General features: G+C 70.6%; 13 protein-coding genes and 1 pseudogene. 5 read left to right on the top strand and 9 right to left on the bottom strand.

Translation table 11 applies throughout. The features are described 5' to 3' along the window. Positions 1-10: 10 nt before the first annotated feature. From K338_RS0104535 to K338_RS0104525, 3 genes are all read right to left on the bottom strand, one after another. A complete protein-coding gene (locus K338_RS0104535) occupies positions 11-1,021 on the bottom strand; it encodes a GDSL-type esterase/lipase family protein (protein WP_022916994.1) in 1,011 nt (336 codons plus the stop codon). A 41-nt stretch (positions 1,022-1,062) separates the two neighbouring features. Beyond that, positions 1,063-2,229 (bottom strand): pyridoxal phosphate-dependent aminotransferase, encoded by a 1,167-nt coding sequence (locus K338_RS0104530; RefSeq protein WP_051154684.1) that lies wholly within the window; start codon positions 2,227-2,229, stop codon positions 1,063-1,065. A gap of 400 nt (positions 2,230-2,629) precedes the next feature. Next, positions 2,630-3,805, bottom strand: coding sequence for a PD-(D/E)XK nuclease family protein (locus K338_RS0104525; RefSeq protein WP_022916992.1), 1,176 nt, complete (start codon positions 3,803-3,805; stop codon positions 2,630-2,632). 274 nt (positions 3,806-4,079) lie between these two features. Between K338_RS0104525 and K338_RS26555 the strand changes: the two genes are divergently transcribed. Next, positions 4,080-5,480 carry a CRISPR-associated endonuclease Cas3'' gene (locus K338_RS26555; RefSeq protein WP_425413816.1) on the top strand — a complete coding sequence of 467 codons (1,401 nt, stop codon included), beginning with the start codon at positions 4,080-4,082 and terminating at the stop codon, positions 5,478-5,480. Between the two features lie 462 nt (positions 5,481-5,942). On the opposite strand, the gene K338_RS0104515 is transcribed toward K338_RS26555, so the two are convergent. After that, positions 5,943-7,043 (bottom strand): Rv2578c family radical SAM protein, encoded by a 1,101-nt coding sequence (locus K338_RS0104515; RefSeq protein WP_022916991.1) that lies wholly within the window; start codon positions 7,041-7,043, stop codon positions 5,943-5,945. A 140-nt stretch (positions 7,044-7,183) separates the two neighbouring features. On the opposite strand from K338_RS0104515, the gene K338_RS0104510 reads away from it, so the two are divergent. Continuing rightward, on the top strand, positions 7,184-9,076 hold the full coding sequence (locus K338_RS0104510) for a heparinase II/III domain-containing protein (RefSeq protein ID WP_022916990.1): 1,893 nt from the start codon (positions 7,184-7,186) through the stop codon (positions 9,074-9,076). Between the two features lie 95 nt (positions 9,077-9,171). Here the strand turns inward: K338_RS0104510 and K338_RS0104505 are convergent, their stop codons facing one another. The 4 genes and pseudogenes from K338_RS0104505 to K338_RS20495 form a co-directional block, all read right to left on the bottom strand. Continuing rightward, a complete protein-coding gene (locus K338_RS0104505; protein WP_022916989.1) occupies positions 9,172-9,840 on the bottom strand; it encodes a class I SAM-dependent methyltransferase in 669 nt (222 codons plus the stop codon). 13 nt (positions 9,841-9,853) lie between these two features. Continuing rightward, a complete protein-coding gene (locus K338_RS20500; protein ID WP_281166598.1) occupies positions 9,854-10,477 on the bottom strand; it encodes an LLM class flavin-dependent oxidoreductase in 624 nt (207 codons plus the stop codon). Between the two features lie 34 nt (positions 10,478-10,511). Continuing rightward, positions 10,512-10,787 (bottom strand): annotated as a pseudogene (locus K338_RS26365) (LLM class flavin-dependent oxidoreductase); the annotation flags it as partial. A gap of 137 nt (positions 10,788-10,924) precedes the next feature. Continuing rightward, positions 10,925-11,689, bottom strand: coding sequence for an MBL fold metallo-hydrolase (locus tag K338_RS20495; RefSeq protein ID WP_022916988.1), 765 nt, complete (start codon positions 11,687-11,689; stop codon positions 10,925-10,927). A 142-nt stretch (positions 11,690-11,831) separates the two neighbouring features. Between K338_RS20495 and K338_RS0104490 the strand changes: the two genes are divergently transcribed. Next, positions 11,832-12,515 (top strand): DsbA family oxidoreductase, encoded by a 684-nt coding sequence (locus K338_RS0104490; RefSeq protein ID WP_022916987.1) that lies wholly within the window; start codon positions 11,832-11,834, stop codon positions 12,513-12,515. After that, entirely contained in the window at positions 12,512-12,712 is a 201-nt protein-coding gene (locus K338_RS0104485) for a hypothetical protein (RefSeq protein WP_022916986.1), read from the top strand. Before K338_RS0104490 ends, K338_RS0104485 begins: the two co-directional genes overlap by 4 nt. 64 nt (positions 12,713-12,776) lie before the next feature. Here K338_RS0104485 and K338_RS20490 read toward each other — a convergent pair whose 3' ends face one another. Further along, positions 12,777-13,199: a winged helix-turn-helix transcriptional regulator gene (locus K338_RS20490; protein ID WP_022916985.1), complete on the bottom strand. Its 423-nt coding sequence runs from the start codon at positions 13,197-13,199 to the stop codon at positions 12,777-12,779. Positions 13,200-13,295: 96 nt separating this feature from the next. Here K338_RS20490 and K338_RS20485 point away from each other — a divergent pair, with 96 nt between their 5' ends. Next, a complete protein-coding gene (locus tag K338_RS20485; RefSeq protein ID WP_084480616.1) occupies positions 13,296-13,781 on the top strand; it encodes an NAD(P)H-dependent oxidoreductase in 486 nt (161 codons plus the stop codon). Positions 13,782-13,887: the final 106 nt, after the last annotated feature.

Here is a 13,887-nt window from a genome sequence, read left to right as displayed (position 1 = left end):
ACCGGCGAGCTCAGACCAGCACGCCGAGCTGCTCGGTGAGCCGGGTGCCCATCAGCCGGTAGCCCTCGGCGTCCGGGTGCAGCCCGTCGGGAAGCAGGTGCGCCTCGTGCACGCCGAGCACTGCCAGACCGTCGATGAGATGCAGGTCCGGGTCGTCCTCGGCGAGCACGCGCACCACATCGGCGAGCGCTGCCCGCATGCGCACCAGGTCGAACCCGGCGGCGCTGGGCGTAGTCTCCCGCTCCGGTGAGCCGATCGGGCTGATCACCGCGACCGGGATGGTGGGATGCGCCAGGCGCACCCGCTCGAGGAAACCGGAGACCTGCGGGGCGAAGGACCGTTCGCTGAACGACCCCCCGTTGTGGATGTTGATGCCCAGGCACATCGTGACCAGGTCAGCCGGTTGCGCGGCGATCGCGTGGCCGACGATCGGGTCCAGGTGGCACTGGCCGGACAGGCCGAGGCACACCAGGTCCCAGCCGAGGCTGGTGGCCACGATCGCAGGCCAGGTCTCGCTCGGACCCGCGGCGGCGCTGCACTGGCTGATCGAGGAGCCGTAGGTGATCCACCGCGGCCGTCTCGGCAGCGGGTCGGCGACGGTGGCTCCGACCAGCTCGAGGGGGCCCACGCCGGTGCGGCCCACCTGCGGCAGCCAGATCCGCACCTCGTGCATACCGGCCGGGAGCTCGCCGGTGAGGGTGTGAGCACCCTCGAGCTCGACCCGGTCGACGAGCTGCCCGTCCACGGTCAGGTCCAGGGTTCCGGGCGTCTCGTAGGCGAAGGTCAGCGGCAGACGCAGGGCGGTGGCGTCGGTGACCAGCTCCACCCGCACCCCAGCAGCCATCTGTGCGACCTCGATCAGCCCGGGGGCGTGCGCACGGCGCGCCCGCTCCGGTGGCAGCCGCCAGGGATGGTGCAGGTCACCGTCGGTCACCCAGGTGAGGGCCCCGCGCCAGTAGGGGGAGTCGGCGGCAGGGTCGATCCTGATGGTTTCGGTCGCTTCGAGGGCTGCGTCGCTCACGCCCAGCAGCGTACTGGTGACCCGCAACCAGCCGAGCGGACCTACGCGCGGCGAGCTGCGCCGTCGCCGGCCTGGAACGCCTGGATGCGTTGGATGGCGGAGGTGACCGCCTGGGTGCCGGCGCCGAAGGAGAGCCGCACGAAGCCTGCGCCGCCGGTGGGGTCGAAGTCGATACCGGGCACCAGCGCCACACCTTGCTCCTCGAGCAGTGCGCGACACCAGGCGACGGCGTCGGGGTAGCGGCCCAGGGCCTCGCCCAGGCCGGCGTAGAGGTAGAACGCGCCGTCGGCGGGGGCGACCGGCCCCCAGCCGAGCGACGGCACCAGGTCGAGCAGCTGGGCGCGGGTGCTGGCCAGGTCGGCCACGCGGGCGTCGGCGGCGGCGTAAGAGTCCTCGCTGAACGCGGCCAGGGCGGCGCGGGCGGCGGGTACCGGCGGGCAGAGGGCGAGGTTGCCGGCAAGGGCGTCGATCGCCTCGCGCAGGTCGGCGGGCAGCAGCATCCAGCCGAGCCGCCAGCCGGTCATCCCCCAGTACTTGGAGAAGGAGGAGACGACCACCCCGGTGCGGCTGGACTCCCAGGCGCTCACCCCGCGGGCGTCCGGGGCGGTGGGATCGGCCGGGTAGGTGATGCCGTGGTAGATCTCGTCGCTGACCAGCCGGACGCCGTGCGCATCGCACCAGGTGGTGAGGGCGGCGAGCTCGTCCCGGTGGACCATGGTGCCGGTCGGGTTGGCCGGGGAGGCGAGCACCAGGCCGGCCAGCGGTGCGCGGGCGTGCGCGGCGGCGAGCAGCTCCGGGGTGGGTTGGAACCGCTCCGCCACACCGCAGGGGATGTCGACCACCTGGCAGCCCAGAGCGGTGAGGATGTTGCGGTAGGCGGGGTAGCCGGGGCTGGCCAGGGCGACCCGGTCGCCGGGTTCGAAGGCGGCGAGGAACGCGAGCTGGAAGGCACCGGAGGAGCCGGTGGTGATCGCGACGTCTGCTTCGGTGAGGTCCAGGCCGTACCAGCGGTGGTAGTGCCCGGCGACGGCTTCGCGCAGCTCGCGGGGGCCGAGTGCGCTGGTGTAGCCGAGATCGCCTGCCCGGTGCGCGTCGATGGCGGCGGCCGCGACGTCCGGTGGGGCGCCACCCTCGGGCTCGCCGGCGCACAGCGAGATCACGTCCCGCCCGGCAGCGCGCAGCTGGGCGACCCGGTCCAGGATGCTCATCACCTGGAACGGTGGGACGGCGGCACGGCCGGCAACCTTCACGCTGGGCCCCTTCCTGTCGGTCGGCACGGCCAGCACGACGGCGGAGGTCGCCTGGGCCGGTGATCTCACCAGAGTAGGGGCTGCTTGGGGGCAGCGGGTGGTGCCGCGGGCGCTGGGCAGCGGTGGCCCGGCGGGCGGGGCGGCCCCGTGAGTCACTCCCGGTCGGAATCGCGTGGCGCGGTGCTGTTCCTGGCTCGCTCCCGTCGGGTGGCGCGAGCGCCCGCGACCACCAGGCAGCCGACCCCGCCCACGATCGCCAGCCCTGTGCCGATCAGGCTGAGCGTGTTCTTCCCCCAGGTCGTCCCATGCGCATCGACCGTGACGGGGTGCGAATCGGCCTGCAGGTGTTATCCACACATCAGGAGGCGGCGATCGCGAGCAGTGCGTTGCGCAGGCGTAGGTCGCCATCACTGAGGCCGTTCAGGACTTCCTGGAGCCCTACATCCGTCTGGCGAAGACGATCGATGCCCTCGCTGCCGGCGGCCTGTCGCGACACGAAGATCTTCGAGTAGTCGGGATGAGTGACCGGCTCAACCACCACTTCGTTCTGGGCGACCGCCGTGGGACCGAACTCCAGATGCAAGTTCCGGTCCGGGTCCGGGCGGACGAGCGCCACACACCACTCCCATTGCCCCAAGAACGGCGCCTTGACCGCCGACACCTGTCCGGTGGAGATGCTCTCGTTGATCTGGGCAGCCAGGGTGTCTTCGGCATAGTGCCGCAGTGCCCGCTTCACCTCCGCCAAGGTCTTGCGCCCCTCCTCGAACTGCCGCTTGGCGTGCAAGGCCACCAGGTCGGCGAACTGTTGCGCGGCGCTCGCATGTGGCAGGTGGCCGTAGCGGGCACTCTCGCCGGTCGCACACATGGCCTCGATGAACCGGATCTGGTCCTCACCGCTCACAACCCCTGGTCCTTCCGTGAAGTGCTCGACAAGCTCGCTGATGAAGAAGTCCTGCCGTGGGTGGGTCCGCCGCCACCGCACATCGCCGGCGACGTGGGTGTGCAGGCTCTCCAGCAGCTCCGCATACGTCACGACAACAGCCTTCTCCCAGCCATCTGTCTGCAGATGACTCACGTGCCGGACGCACAGCAGCACGACGGCGCTCTGCCTGCCGCCCGCTGCGCCGTGCGCGAGATAGCGCTCGTAGCCGTGGCCTTGGCCGTCTGACCACTCGTAGTTCTCCACCACGATGCTGGCGCGTTCGCTGGTGAGCACGATGTCAGCGATATCCCGCTCACCGTCCTCGCTGCCGGAGGTGTCGACCTCTTGGACGACCTCGTAGCCGCGAGTCGGCAGCCGTTCTCCACCGGCAAGGCCCTGATTCACCTGCTCGACGAAGATCTGCTGAAACGTGTCGCCGAGCCCATGCGTCCCCTGCGAGTTGAGCAGCCACGCGAACACATTCGACAGCTGCTTCTCATGCGTGCCGTGGTGCATGACCCGGAAGACATTGAATTGCTCGGCCAGGCTCCTCGACAGCGAGGGCACCAGCGCAGTGACCATCCGGTCCAGCGAGCGCGCAACTTCGAGCATGGCTTGAGGCTATCGCCACCATCAGTCAGCAGATCGCCGACGTCATGACACACCGTGAGCGCTCGGCTCGGCCACATCCCTCGGCCTCCCGTCCATGCGTGGGCCGCGCGGGAGACTCACATACGGGGACGGACAATCGCACAGATCTCGTGCTCCAAACGCCTGAATAATCGCCCCCAATGGTGTGTGATCGGTTCATGCACATGCGTACAGGAGGCAACGACGCTGCGGCAGGACCGGCGCCAGTGTCGGTGCTCGGGCGGATAGTGCACGCATGACCCGCGAAACCACCCAGCAGCAGGCCGCATCCGTATGGGCCAAGTCGGATCCATTCGTCGGTGACGTCGAGCACTGGCTGCCGCTCTGGCAGCACCTCGACGACGCCGCCGACGTCGCCGGGATGCTCTGGGACGAGTGGCTGGCTCCGTCGATACGATCGGCAGTAGCCGCAAGCATGCCGAGCGAAGGCGACGCCCGCCGCCTGGCTGTGTGGTTGGCGGCCTCCCACGACCTCGGAAAGGCTAGCCCGGCGTTCGCTGTGCAAGGGCGTGAACTCTGCGCCGACATGGAACATCTCGGCCTGCCGGTGGGCCCGATGGTTCGTCAGGACCGTGCCAAGCTGAGGCATGAGATCGCTTCGGGCGCCATCCTGGATCGGTGGTTGGGACGTTACACCTCGTTGCCGCCACACCGCCGCGATCAGCTCACCTGCATCGTGGGCGGACACCACGGCAGCTACCCCAGCGCCGTCGCGGTCAGCTCGGCGCCCATCGAACAGTCGTCGTTGTTCGGCACGGGCGCGTGGATCGCCGTGCAGGACCTCCTCGCCAACCGCGTTGCCGCCCGCACCGGAATCACCGGCGACTGGCTGGACTGGTCGACGCTTCAGTTGCCGCAACAGGTACAGATGATTCTCACCGGTCTGGTCGTGATGGCGGACTGGATCGCCTCCGACAGCGACCTGTTCCCGCTCTACCCCTACGGGTGCGTCCCCGACCTACCGGACCCGGTGGGTGACACACCGTCCGCACGAAGTCTCGCTGCATGGTCAAGGCTCGCGATCCGCGCACCGTGGCAACCGCTCGCACCACCGACGGCGGTGGGCGAGTTCTTCGCAGACCGTTTCCCGGCCGCAGCAGGCCCGGTCCGACCCGTGCAGGAGGAGAGCGCCCGGCTCGCAGCCGAGCTCACCGAGCCTGGACTGATCGTGATCGAAGCACCGATGGGTGAAGGAAAGACCGAGGCCGCGATGCTGGCCGCAGAGACAATGGCTGCGACGTTCGGGCTGACGGGCTGCTACTGGGCGCTGCCCACCCAAGCCACCTCGAACGCAATGTTCGAACGCATGCTCGGCTGGCTCGAGCAACTGCCGGACCCACAGGGCACCGGCAGCCAGTCGGTGGCTCTCGTGCACGGCAAGGCGGCACTGAACGAGACCTACACCGGACTGCCGTTCGCGCGCGCCACCGGCACCGTACGCCCGGAGGACCCCCCAGACCGGAAGACCGCCGCCGTGCACGAATGGTTCCGGGGCCGCAAGCGTTCCATCCTCGCCGACTTCGTCACCGGCACCATCGACACCGTCTTGTTCGCGGCCCTCGTATCCCGGCACATGATGCTGCGCCACCTCGGTCTGGCCGGTTGCAGTAAGTCCGCTCCCCGCGTGCGGGGATGAGCCGTACGCCAGCCCGCCGATGAGTGGACCGATGATGTCCGCTCCCCGCGTGCGGGGATGAGCCGAAGTACGACGCGGACGCGGAGGACGGGAACGAGTCCGCTCCCCGCGTGCGGGGATGAGCCCTGTTGACACCTAGGCGTCAGTCGGCCACGGGTGTCCGCTCCCCGCGTGCGGGGATGAGCCCCACGCACGCCTCATGGTCGCCATGTGGAACGAGTCCGTTCCCCGCGTGCGGGGATGAGCCCGCTACCTGGCGCTGGGGTCTGGTGCGGCGCTGGTCCGCTCCCCGCGTGCGGGGATGAGCCCCCGCTCAAGACCCTGATCTCTAACACGGTGGGGTCTGCGCATGATCGTCTGACCTGTCGTACCGACCTCGTATCGGAACGGTGTCTCTTGCGCTGCCCGAGCTGCTACGGGCGGGCGAACTCGTTGGCAGGACGTTCACGCAGCAGAGAGCCCTCAGAACAACGCAGGCTGCATGCTCAGCTCGGAGAGCGTCGGCCCGACCGGTTCTGCTGCGCCCGGTCGCGCGGTCACCTCGGCAGGGTCGTTCCGCAGCGACCATCGCCCGCTCTTCCCGGAACTGCGACCCTCACCTGCCGCACGATCCCGCGGCGCCCGCTCGGTGAACCCGTGCCGGCGCCGCAGCCGCCGCACCCTGCCCGCGAGCCACTCCCGGTACTCGGCAGAGGCGTACGAACCCCGCCCGTACAGCACCTCGTACTTGGGCACCAGGTCCGGGTAGTCCCGACCCAGCCAACCGAGGAACCATTCTCGAGCTCCGGGCCGCAGGTGCAGTGCACCCACTGTCACCCACGCACCACCTGCCTCAGCGACCGCACCCATCAGTACGTCCAGGTGCTCATCGGAGTCGGTGAGCCACGGCAGCACCGGCATCGCCATCACCGTGGGTTCCAGCCCGGCGTCCGCGAGGGCCCGGATCAGCTGCAGCCGCGCGGCCGGCTTCGGCGTGCCCGGCTCCACCCGTTGCTGCAGCTCAGGGTCCATGAACGCCAGCGAGACGCCCACGTCCACACTCACCCGCTGAGCAGCCCGCACGAGCAGCGGCAGGTCTCGGCGCAGCAGCGGCCCCTTGGTGAGCACCGAGAACGGCGTGCGGGCCTCGGTGAGCGCCTCAAGGATCCCGGGCATCAGCTCGTAGCGGCCCTCAGCGCGCATGTACGGGTCGGAGTTCGTGCCCAGCGCCACGTGCTCGCGCGCCCAGGAGGGCCGGGCCAGCTCGGCGCGCAGCACCTCCACGATGTTCGTCTTCACCACGATCTGGGAGTCGAAGTCCGCACCGGAGTCCAGGTCCAGGTACTCGTGCGTCTTGCGCGCAAAACAATAGACACACTGGTGGAGGCAGCCGCGCGTGGGGTTGATCGTCCAGGTGAACGGCATCGTGGAGTTCTTCGGCACCCGGTTCAGCGCGCTCTTGCACAGCACCTCGTGGAACGTCACACCCTCGAACTCCGGCGTGCGCACGCTCCGCACCAGGCCGTTGAGCGGCAGCAGCGCCGGACCTGCGCCATCACTCAGCTTCTGCCCGTCCCAACGCATACTTCATTCGAACATATATTCGAATCAGTGTCGAGCCCTGCGCCGTTCGTGGAACTGACGGCTATACGGCACACCCTCAGCCATAGGGCGAGCTCATGACGTATGCCCGTCATCTCCCCGGGCGCGCTATCGTCGCTCCGATGCCCTGCAGCACCACACCCCTCACCTCAGCCTTCTGCGCCGAGCAGCTCACCCAAACGATCGCCGCTGGCGCCGCGCAGGTCCCGTTCCCCCGCGCCACCGACCGAGCCACCTGGGCCCGAATCGACGCCGCCAGCCGGGCAGAGATCCTCAGCCATGCCGAGGAGCTGGTGGCCCAGCCGTGGCCGGTGCTCACCCTCACCCAGCGGCTCGCGTTCGAGCGGACCGGGTCCCGGCGGGCGTTCGAGGCCCCCTACTTCGACCGCCGTCGGCGGCTGGTGATCCTGGCTCTTGCCGCAACTGCGGACCCAGCCCCACGCTGGGCGGACGACCTCATCGACGGCATCGGCCTGCTGCTGGAAGAGCTGAGCTGGTGCCTGCCCGCGCACGACACCCCGCCCGGCGGTCAGCGCCGCCGACTGCCCGATCCGGACGACCCGGTGCTCGACCTGTTCGCCGCAGAGACCGGCGCCCTGCTCGCCTGGATCGGCTACCTGCACGCCGACCTGCTCGCCGGCCTCGGCCTGCACACCCGCCTCCGCGCGGAGGTCGCCGCCCGGGTACTGCGCCCGTTCGCTCACCGCGGCGCCGAGCACTGGTGGTTCGGCGACCAGAGCAACTGGAACCCGTGGATCGTGGCGAACGTGCTCGCCTGCGCCACGCTGCTGGCCGCCGAGGAGCACCTGGCCGCGGTCATCGTGCCGCAGGCGCTGGCGTCCCTGGACGGCTACCTGGCCAACGTGCCACCCGACGGCGGCTGCGCCGAGGGGATCCTGTACTGGTGGCGCTCCCCGGCGTGCCTGTTCGAGGCCCTCGACGTGCTCAGCTGGTCCGACCCGGCCGGGGCCGAGCAGGTGCTCGCCCAGCCGCTGCTGGCTGCGATGGCCCGCTACCCGCTGCTCACCCACCTGGGCGGCGACTGGTGGGCGAGCCTGGCCGACGGAGTGGCCCGCGTGCCCGACCCCGGTCCGGGGATCGACAAGGAGCGGCACCCGCCGGCACTGTGGCACCGGTTCGCCACCGCCGTGGGGGCCGCGGACCCGGCGGCGCTGGCGGCCTCGTTCCCACGCAACCTGCAGGTGCACCAGCCGGTCTACCGGTGCCTGGTCACCCTGTTCGACGCCGGCTGGCGGGCCACACCGGTGACCGAACCGCCGCCCGCGCCGGACGCGTGGCTGCCGCACACGCAGCTACTCACCGTCTCCTCCCCCGACCACCGGCTGCGGCTGGTGGCCAAGGGCGGGCACAACGACGAACCGCACAACCACCTGGACGTCGGTTCGGTGGTGCTGGCCGCCGGCGGGGAGCCGGTGCTCATCGACGTGGGCACCGGGCAGTACTCGGCGGCAAGCTTTACCTCCGGCCGGTACGCCACCTGGTTCACCCAGTCCCAGTTCCACTGCGTCCCAGAGGTCGACGGCGTAGCCCAGGGGGTGGGGGCACGTTTCCGTGCCGAGGTACTCACCCAAGTGGGCCGGACCCTCGATCTGGAGCTGGCCGGCGCCTACCCGGTCGAGGCAGGTATCCGGTCCTGGCGGCGGTCGCTGCAGGTGACCGACGCGCTGCAGGTGACCGAGACCTGGGTGCTGGACCGGCCCGGGCACCAGGTGCGCCTGCACCTCATGCTTCCGCAGGTACCGGAGCAGGACGGTGAGGGCGGCTGGCTGCTGCGCGGCCCGTCCGGAGCAGCGCGGGCGGTGCTCACCCTGAGCCCGGGCGACGCCGCGGCCAGGCACGCCCCTGCTGCGCCGGTGACCTCCGCCGTCGAACAGATCGACCTGGCCGACCCGATCCTGCGCGGGGTGTGGGGCGACCAGATCGCCCGGCTGACGCTCACCGTGGCCGCCGCGCCCCCGCGTGGGCAGGTGACCTGGAGCGTGCGCATGCTATAGCCCCGGGCTGGCCGCACGTCTGCTGCCCGGATGGCTATCGGCAGCACGACCAGCAGTGCCGCAGGTGCCGACTCGTGCTGCAGACGGATGGGCAGTCAGCGGCGGCGGAGCAGCACCACTGTGTCGGTGAGCTCGGCCTGCTCCCCGTCCGGGCCGGTGGCCGGCCGGGTGCGCTCCTCGGCGACGACCACGGCGAAGTCCTGCTCGTCCAGGTCCAGGCCGGCGACCTCCTGCTCCGGGGTGACGAAATGGTGCGTGCTCGGGTCCAGGCCCTTCGCCCACGGCGGCGGTGCGGCGTGCGAGACGAGCAGCAGGTGACCACCGGGAGCCACTGCTCCTGCAGCGCGGCGGAGCACCTCGGTGCGGGGAAAGTCCAGCGGGGACTGCAGGAACGAGGCGGTGACCAGGTCGTAGCGCCCATCCGGGGTCCAGGTGGCGAGGTCGGCCCGCACCCAGCGGACCAGCTCGGGATCCAGCCCGCGCTCGGCCGCGGCACGTGCAGCCCGGTGCAGCGCAGTGTCGGCGATGTCTACCCCGGTGGTCTGCCAGCCACGCTCGGCCAGCCACAGGGCATCCGCACCCTCGCCGCAGCCCAGGTCGAGGGCGCGGCCGGGCGGCAGGTCAGCGGTCAGGGCAGCCAGCTGGGTGTTCACCCGGCCGGACCACACCGGCTCAGCACCGGAGTAGCGCTCCTCCCAGTACTCGGCTGGGTCGGTGGTCGCGTCGGTGGGTTCGTGATGGTGCTCGTGGTCGCTGGTGGTCACCGCTCCAGCCTGCTCAGGGCGCCAGCCCAGCGCAAGCCCTCGTGCCGGACGACGAACGTTCGCTGCGCACCAGCTCGCGCACTGCCGGAGCGACCTCCTCGCCGAAGGTCGTGATCGACCTCGGATCGTCGCCGCCGAGGATGAATGCGCTGATGCCGTGTTCCAGCACCAGGCTGGTGAGCTGGTCCACCCACTGCGCCACCGGGCCGACGAAGAGATGCTCGCTGCCGGACTCGCTGAACCGACCGCCGATGTTGAGCATGCGGCGGATCTGGGTCGGGTCGCGCCCTGCCTCCTGTGCGGCCGCGTCGATGGTGGCGTTGGCGTCGGCGATCTGCTGCAGGCCGCCGAGGTAGGCCAGAGTGGGGAGCCAGCCGTCGGCCTGGCGGCCGATCAGCCGCAGCATCCGCGGTTTGAGTCCCCCGACCCAGATGCTGATGTCGTGCGCGGGTGCGGGGCCCCGCTTGGCGCCGGCGACCCGGTGCACCGTCCCGTCCACCACCAGCCGCTGGGTGGCGCCGGTGTCCCAGATCCCGCGGAGGATCTCGATCGCCTCGGACAGACCGGTGACCGCCTCCCCAGGGGTCAGTCGGGTGCCCCCCCATCGCCACGATCGGGTCCCAGAACCCGCCCGCACCCAGACCCACCTCGACCCTGCCACCGGAGAGCAGGTCCAGGCTCGCCGCCGACCTGGCCAGGACCGCGGGCTGGCGCAGCGGCAGGTTCAGCACGTTCGCGGCGAGGCGGATGTGTTCGGTACGGGCCGCGAGGTAGGACAGCAGCGTCCAGGTGTCCAGGAACGCGGGCTGGTACGGGTGGTCCTGGAACGTGGCCAGGTCGAGCCCGGCACGCTCGGCGCGCTGGGTCAGGGCGACGACACTCTCCGGCGCTCGGCTGCTCGGTGTGATGAACGCTCCGAAGAGCAGGTCGTGTCCGTAGTCCGTCACAGATCCTCACCGTGGTGGTCGGTCCGAGTCTCACCCAGGACGGCGGTCCCCGGGGTGTGCATCTACCCGAACCAGGGCGCGATAGGTGCTATTCCAGGCAGCAGGCCGCGCACTGGCGCTGCGGACCGGACAGGATCTCATCGGCTGGCGGCGTTCGCCTCGTGCTCGGCGAGCAGCCAGTCGGGGGCATCTCGCAGGCGCGGATCCTGCTCACCCGTGCCGGCCGCGAGCGCGTCCAGGTAGGTGCGGTCGGCAGCCAGCCGTGCCATCGGGCTGTCCTGGTTGTCGGCGTACGCGGGGCTGCCGTGCCCGGGGACGAGCACCTGCGCCCGTGCCACGTACGGCGCGAGCCGCTCCAGCCCGCGGACGTAGGCGTCGATCCCGGTCTCCGCACACAGCGGGATCTCTGTCTCCGAGAGCATGTCCCCGGCGAGCAGCACCCGCACCTCCGGCAGCCACAGCGCCCCGTGCCCCGGGGAGTGCCCGTGGTGCACGACGACCTCGGCGACCGGACCGGACCAGGGCAGCTGGGCGCCGTCGAGCTCCTGGACCTGACCGGCGAGCGCACGTAGCTCCGCCGGCAGGGTCGGTGCCAGCGCGGTACGGATCTCGGTCAGCTGCGCTCGGGCCGTGGCTGCCGCCGACGGCGTGGCCAGCCGGGGCGCCGGACCGAACCGGGGGTGCCAGAGCAGGTGGTCGTGGTGCGCGTGCGTGGCCCAGCCCAGCTCGACCCGTAGGTCGCGCGCCGTGAGCAGGTCGGCGATGCCCTCGAGCTCGTCGGCGTGCCAGGCAGGATCGACCAGCAGGGCACGCTTGCCGTCGTGGACCACGGTGGAGGTGGTGCACATCGTGCGCGAGGTGAGCACCAGCACTCCGGGGGCCACGTCGATCGGCGCTGTCATCCGGCCAGCCTCGCATGTGCGCGCTGTGCGGCACTGCCCTGCACGGCACCGGGATGGTCGGGCACGCACCTCAAGGTGCCTTTTGTACGCGTCTCAAAACTCACTCATCATGGTGTTACGCACTACTAGTGAGGTGATGAACATGACGACGCAGGCACCCGACGCCAACGGCTCGGATGTGGTCATCGAGATGTGGGCGGACCTCGCCTGCCCCTGGTGCTACGTCAGCAAGCACAGGCTCCAGGAGGCCATCGATCGCCGGCCGGACGCCGAGCGCTTCATGATCCTGATGCGCTCGTTCCAGCTGGACCCGGACGCGCCGTCCGAGCCGGAGACGAACGAGGCCAGCTACCTTCGCAGTCACGGCGGCACCGCCGACCAGCTCCTCGCGGCAGAACGTCAGATGCAGGCGTTCGCCCGTCGGGAGGGGCTCGACTATGCGATCGACCGGATGGTGGCCAACACGTTCGATCTGCACCGGGTCGTCCAGTACGCCGCCGACCAGGGCCTGGGGTACGAGCTGTTCTCGACCCTCCAGGACGGCTTCTTCACCGGCACGCTCGACCCGTACCAGGAGGAGGCGCTGGTCGGTGTGGCCGAGTCGGTGGGGCTGGACGGGCAACGGGTCCGGGAGATCCTCGGCAACGACGAGTACGCCGACCGCGTCCGCGACGACCGGACCGAGGCGCTGGAGCTCGGCGCCAACGGGGTCCCGTTCGTGGTGGTCGGCCGGCGGGTGGCCGCCCCGGGCGCGCTGAAGCCCTCTGGTTACGACCAGCTCCTGGAGCAGGCGGCCGGCCCGGTACCGAGCGAGCGTGCCTCATGAGCGCGCCCGAGGGACTCCCCCGGCTCGTCACCGCCCCGGTCAGCGGGTGGTGCGACCCGGAGACCGGCGAGTGCCACATCGATACCGCCGAGGAGCCGGCGACCCCGGCCGCGGGCGATCAGAACGCGCTGGGCGGCCAGAGCCCGTCCGGCGGCCAGAGCCCGCCCGAGGACCGGCCAGAGGCAGCGGCGGGATGACCACGATCGGCAGGTCGCCGGGCGAGCCCGCTCGGTGACCTGCCGGCCGGTCACCGCCCGCCGATCACCGGGTGGGCGCTCCCGTACGCGCCCGCTCCCGGCCTACACCGGTCTCCTGGCTGGCCGCTCGGTTGCTGGCGATCTCATTGTGATGGGCAGCCGCCCAGTCCGCCATCGCCATCACCGCGTCCAGCAGCGACCGCCCCAGGTCCGTGAGCTCGTACTCCACCCTCGGCGGCACCTCGGCGTAGGCGGTCCGAGTGAGCAGCCCGTCGCGTTCCAGATGCTTGAGCGTCTGGGTGAGCATCCGCTGCGAGATGCCGGGGATGCTCGCCTGCAGGTCGGAGTAGCGCAGCGGCTCGGCACCCAGGGTGCTGACAACCAGCATGGTCCACTTGTCGCCGATCCGGTCGAGCACCTCGCGGATGAAGCTGCTGTCCTCCGGCCAGGCCTGGCACGGGCCTCGGAGCTGTCGCACGGACGCCATCTGGCCACCTCTCTCCCGGTCTGCAACCGCACTCCCAGTATGTAACACCCCGGTGGCACACACCACCGGACGACCACTTCCTGCTCCAGCCCGTCGCTGGCGCATATCTCCACCGCACACCTGACCGAGCACACCGAGGAGCAGGCTGCCGCCGCGGCGCTGCGGGGCGAGCTCATCGACGAGTTCGTCAACGCCTCCGCCTACCTGTACACCGTACCGATGTACAACCTGACGATGCCGTCGGTGTTCAAGGCGTGGCTGGACCAGATCGTCGTCGTCGGCCGCACGGTGCGACCGGCACCGGCCGCAGGGCGACCTGCGGTGCTGATCTCGGCGCGCGGCGGAAGCTATGGCCCCGAGGCCCCGTACCACGGCTTCGACTACGTGGTGCCGACGCTCGAAGCGATCCTGGGACGGGCCGAGCTGCTCAGCCTGGACGTCGCCACCGTGGTCCCCGAGCTCACCTTGGCGCCGCACACTGCGTCGATGGCGCCTCTGCTGCCCAAGCATGCCGCCTCCATGGCCGAGGCCCATGATCGTGCCCGCTACCTCGCCACAGCCCTCACCAAGGTCGCCGCCTGAGCGGTCCGGATACCGGGCTCACCACATCCTTGCGGCTCCCGGCACCTCTCCCGCACCAGGGGTCCGGACCCTCCCGCTCGGGATTTTGTTAGGCTGGCCTTACCTA

It is taken from the genome of Ruania albidiflava DSM 18029, from assembly GCF_000421225.1.
GTDB lineage: Bacteria > Actinomycetota > Actinomycetes > Actinomycetales > Beutenbergiaceae > Ruania > Ruania albidiflava.
This window is presented reverse-complemented; position numbering and strand designations above follow the sequence as displayed.

Bases quoted from the DNA above. Each gene is read 5' to 3' on its own strand.
- K338_RS26555 (WP_425413816.1), top strand. From the start codon at position 4,080: ATGACCCGCGAAACCACCCAGCAGCAGGCCGCATCCGTATGGGCCAAG.
- K338_RS0104515 (WP_022916991.1), bottom strand. From the start codon at position 7,043: ATGCGTTGGGACGGGCAGAAGCTGAGTGATGGCGCAGGTCCGGCGCTG.
- K338_RS0104525 (WP_022916992.1), bottom strand. From the start codon at position 3,805: ATGCTCGAAGTTGCGCGCTCGCTGGACCGGATGGTCACTGCGCTGGTG.
- K338_RS20490 (WP_022916985.1), bottom strand. From the start codon at position 13,199: ATGGCGTCCGTGCGACAGCTCCGAGGCCCGTGCCAGGCCTGGCCGGAG.
- K338_RS0104510 (WP_022916990.1), top strand. From the start codon at position 7,184: ATGCCCTGCAGCACCACACCCCTCACCTCAGCCTTCTGCGCCGAGCAG.
- K338_RS20495 (WP_022916988.1), bottom strand. From the start codon at position 11,689: ATGACAGCGCCGATCGACGTGGCCCCCGGAGTGCTGGTGCTCACCTCG.
- K338_RS0104485 (WP_022916986.1), top strand. From the start codon at position 12,512: ATGAGCGCGCCCGAGGGACTCCCCCGGCTCGTCACCGCCCCGGTCAGC.
- K338_RS0104530 (WP_051154684.1), bottom strand. From the start codon at position 2,229: ATGAGCATCCTGGACCGGGTCGCCCAGCTGCGCGCTGCCGGGCGGGAC.
- K338_RS0104490 (WP_022916987.1), top strand. From the start codon at position 11,832: ATGACGACGCAGGCACCCGACGCCAACGGCTCGGATGTGGTCATCGAG.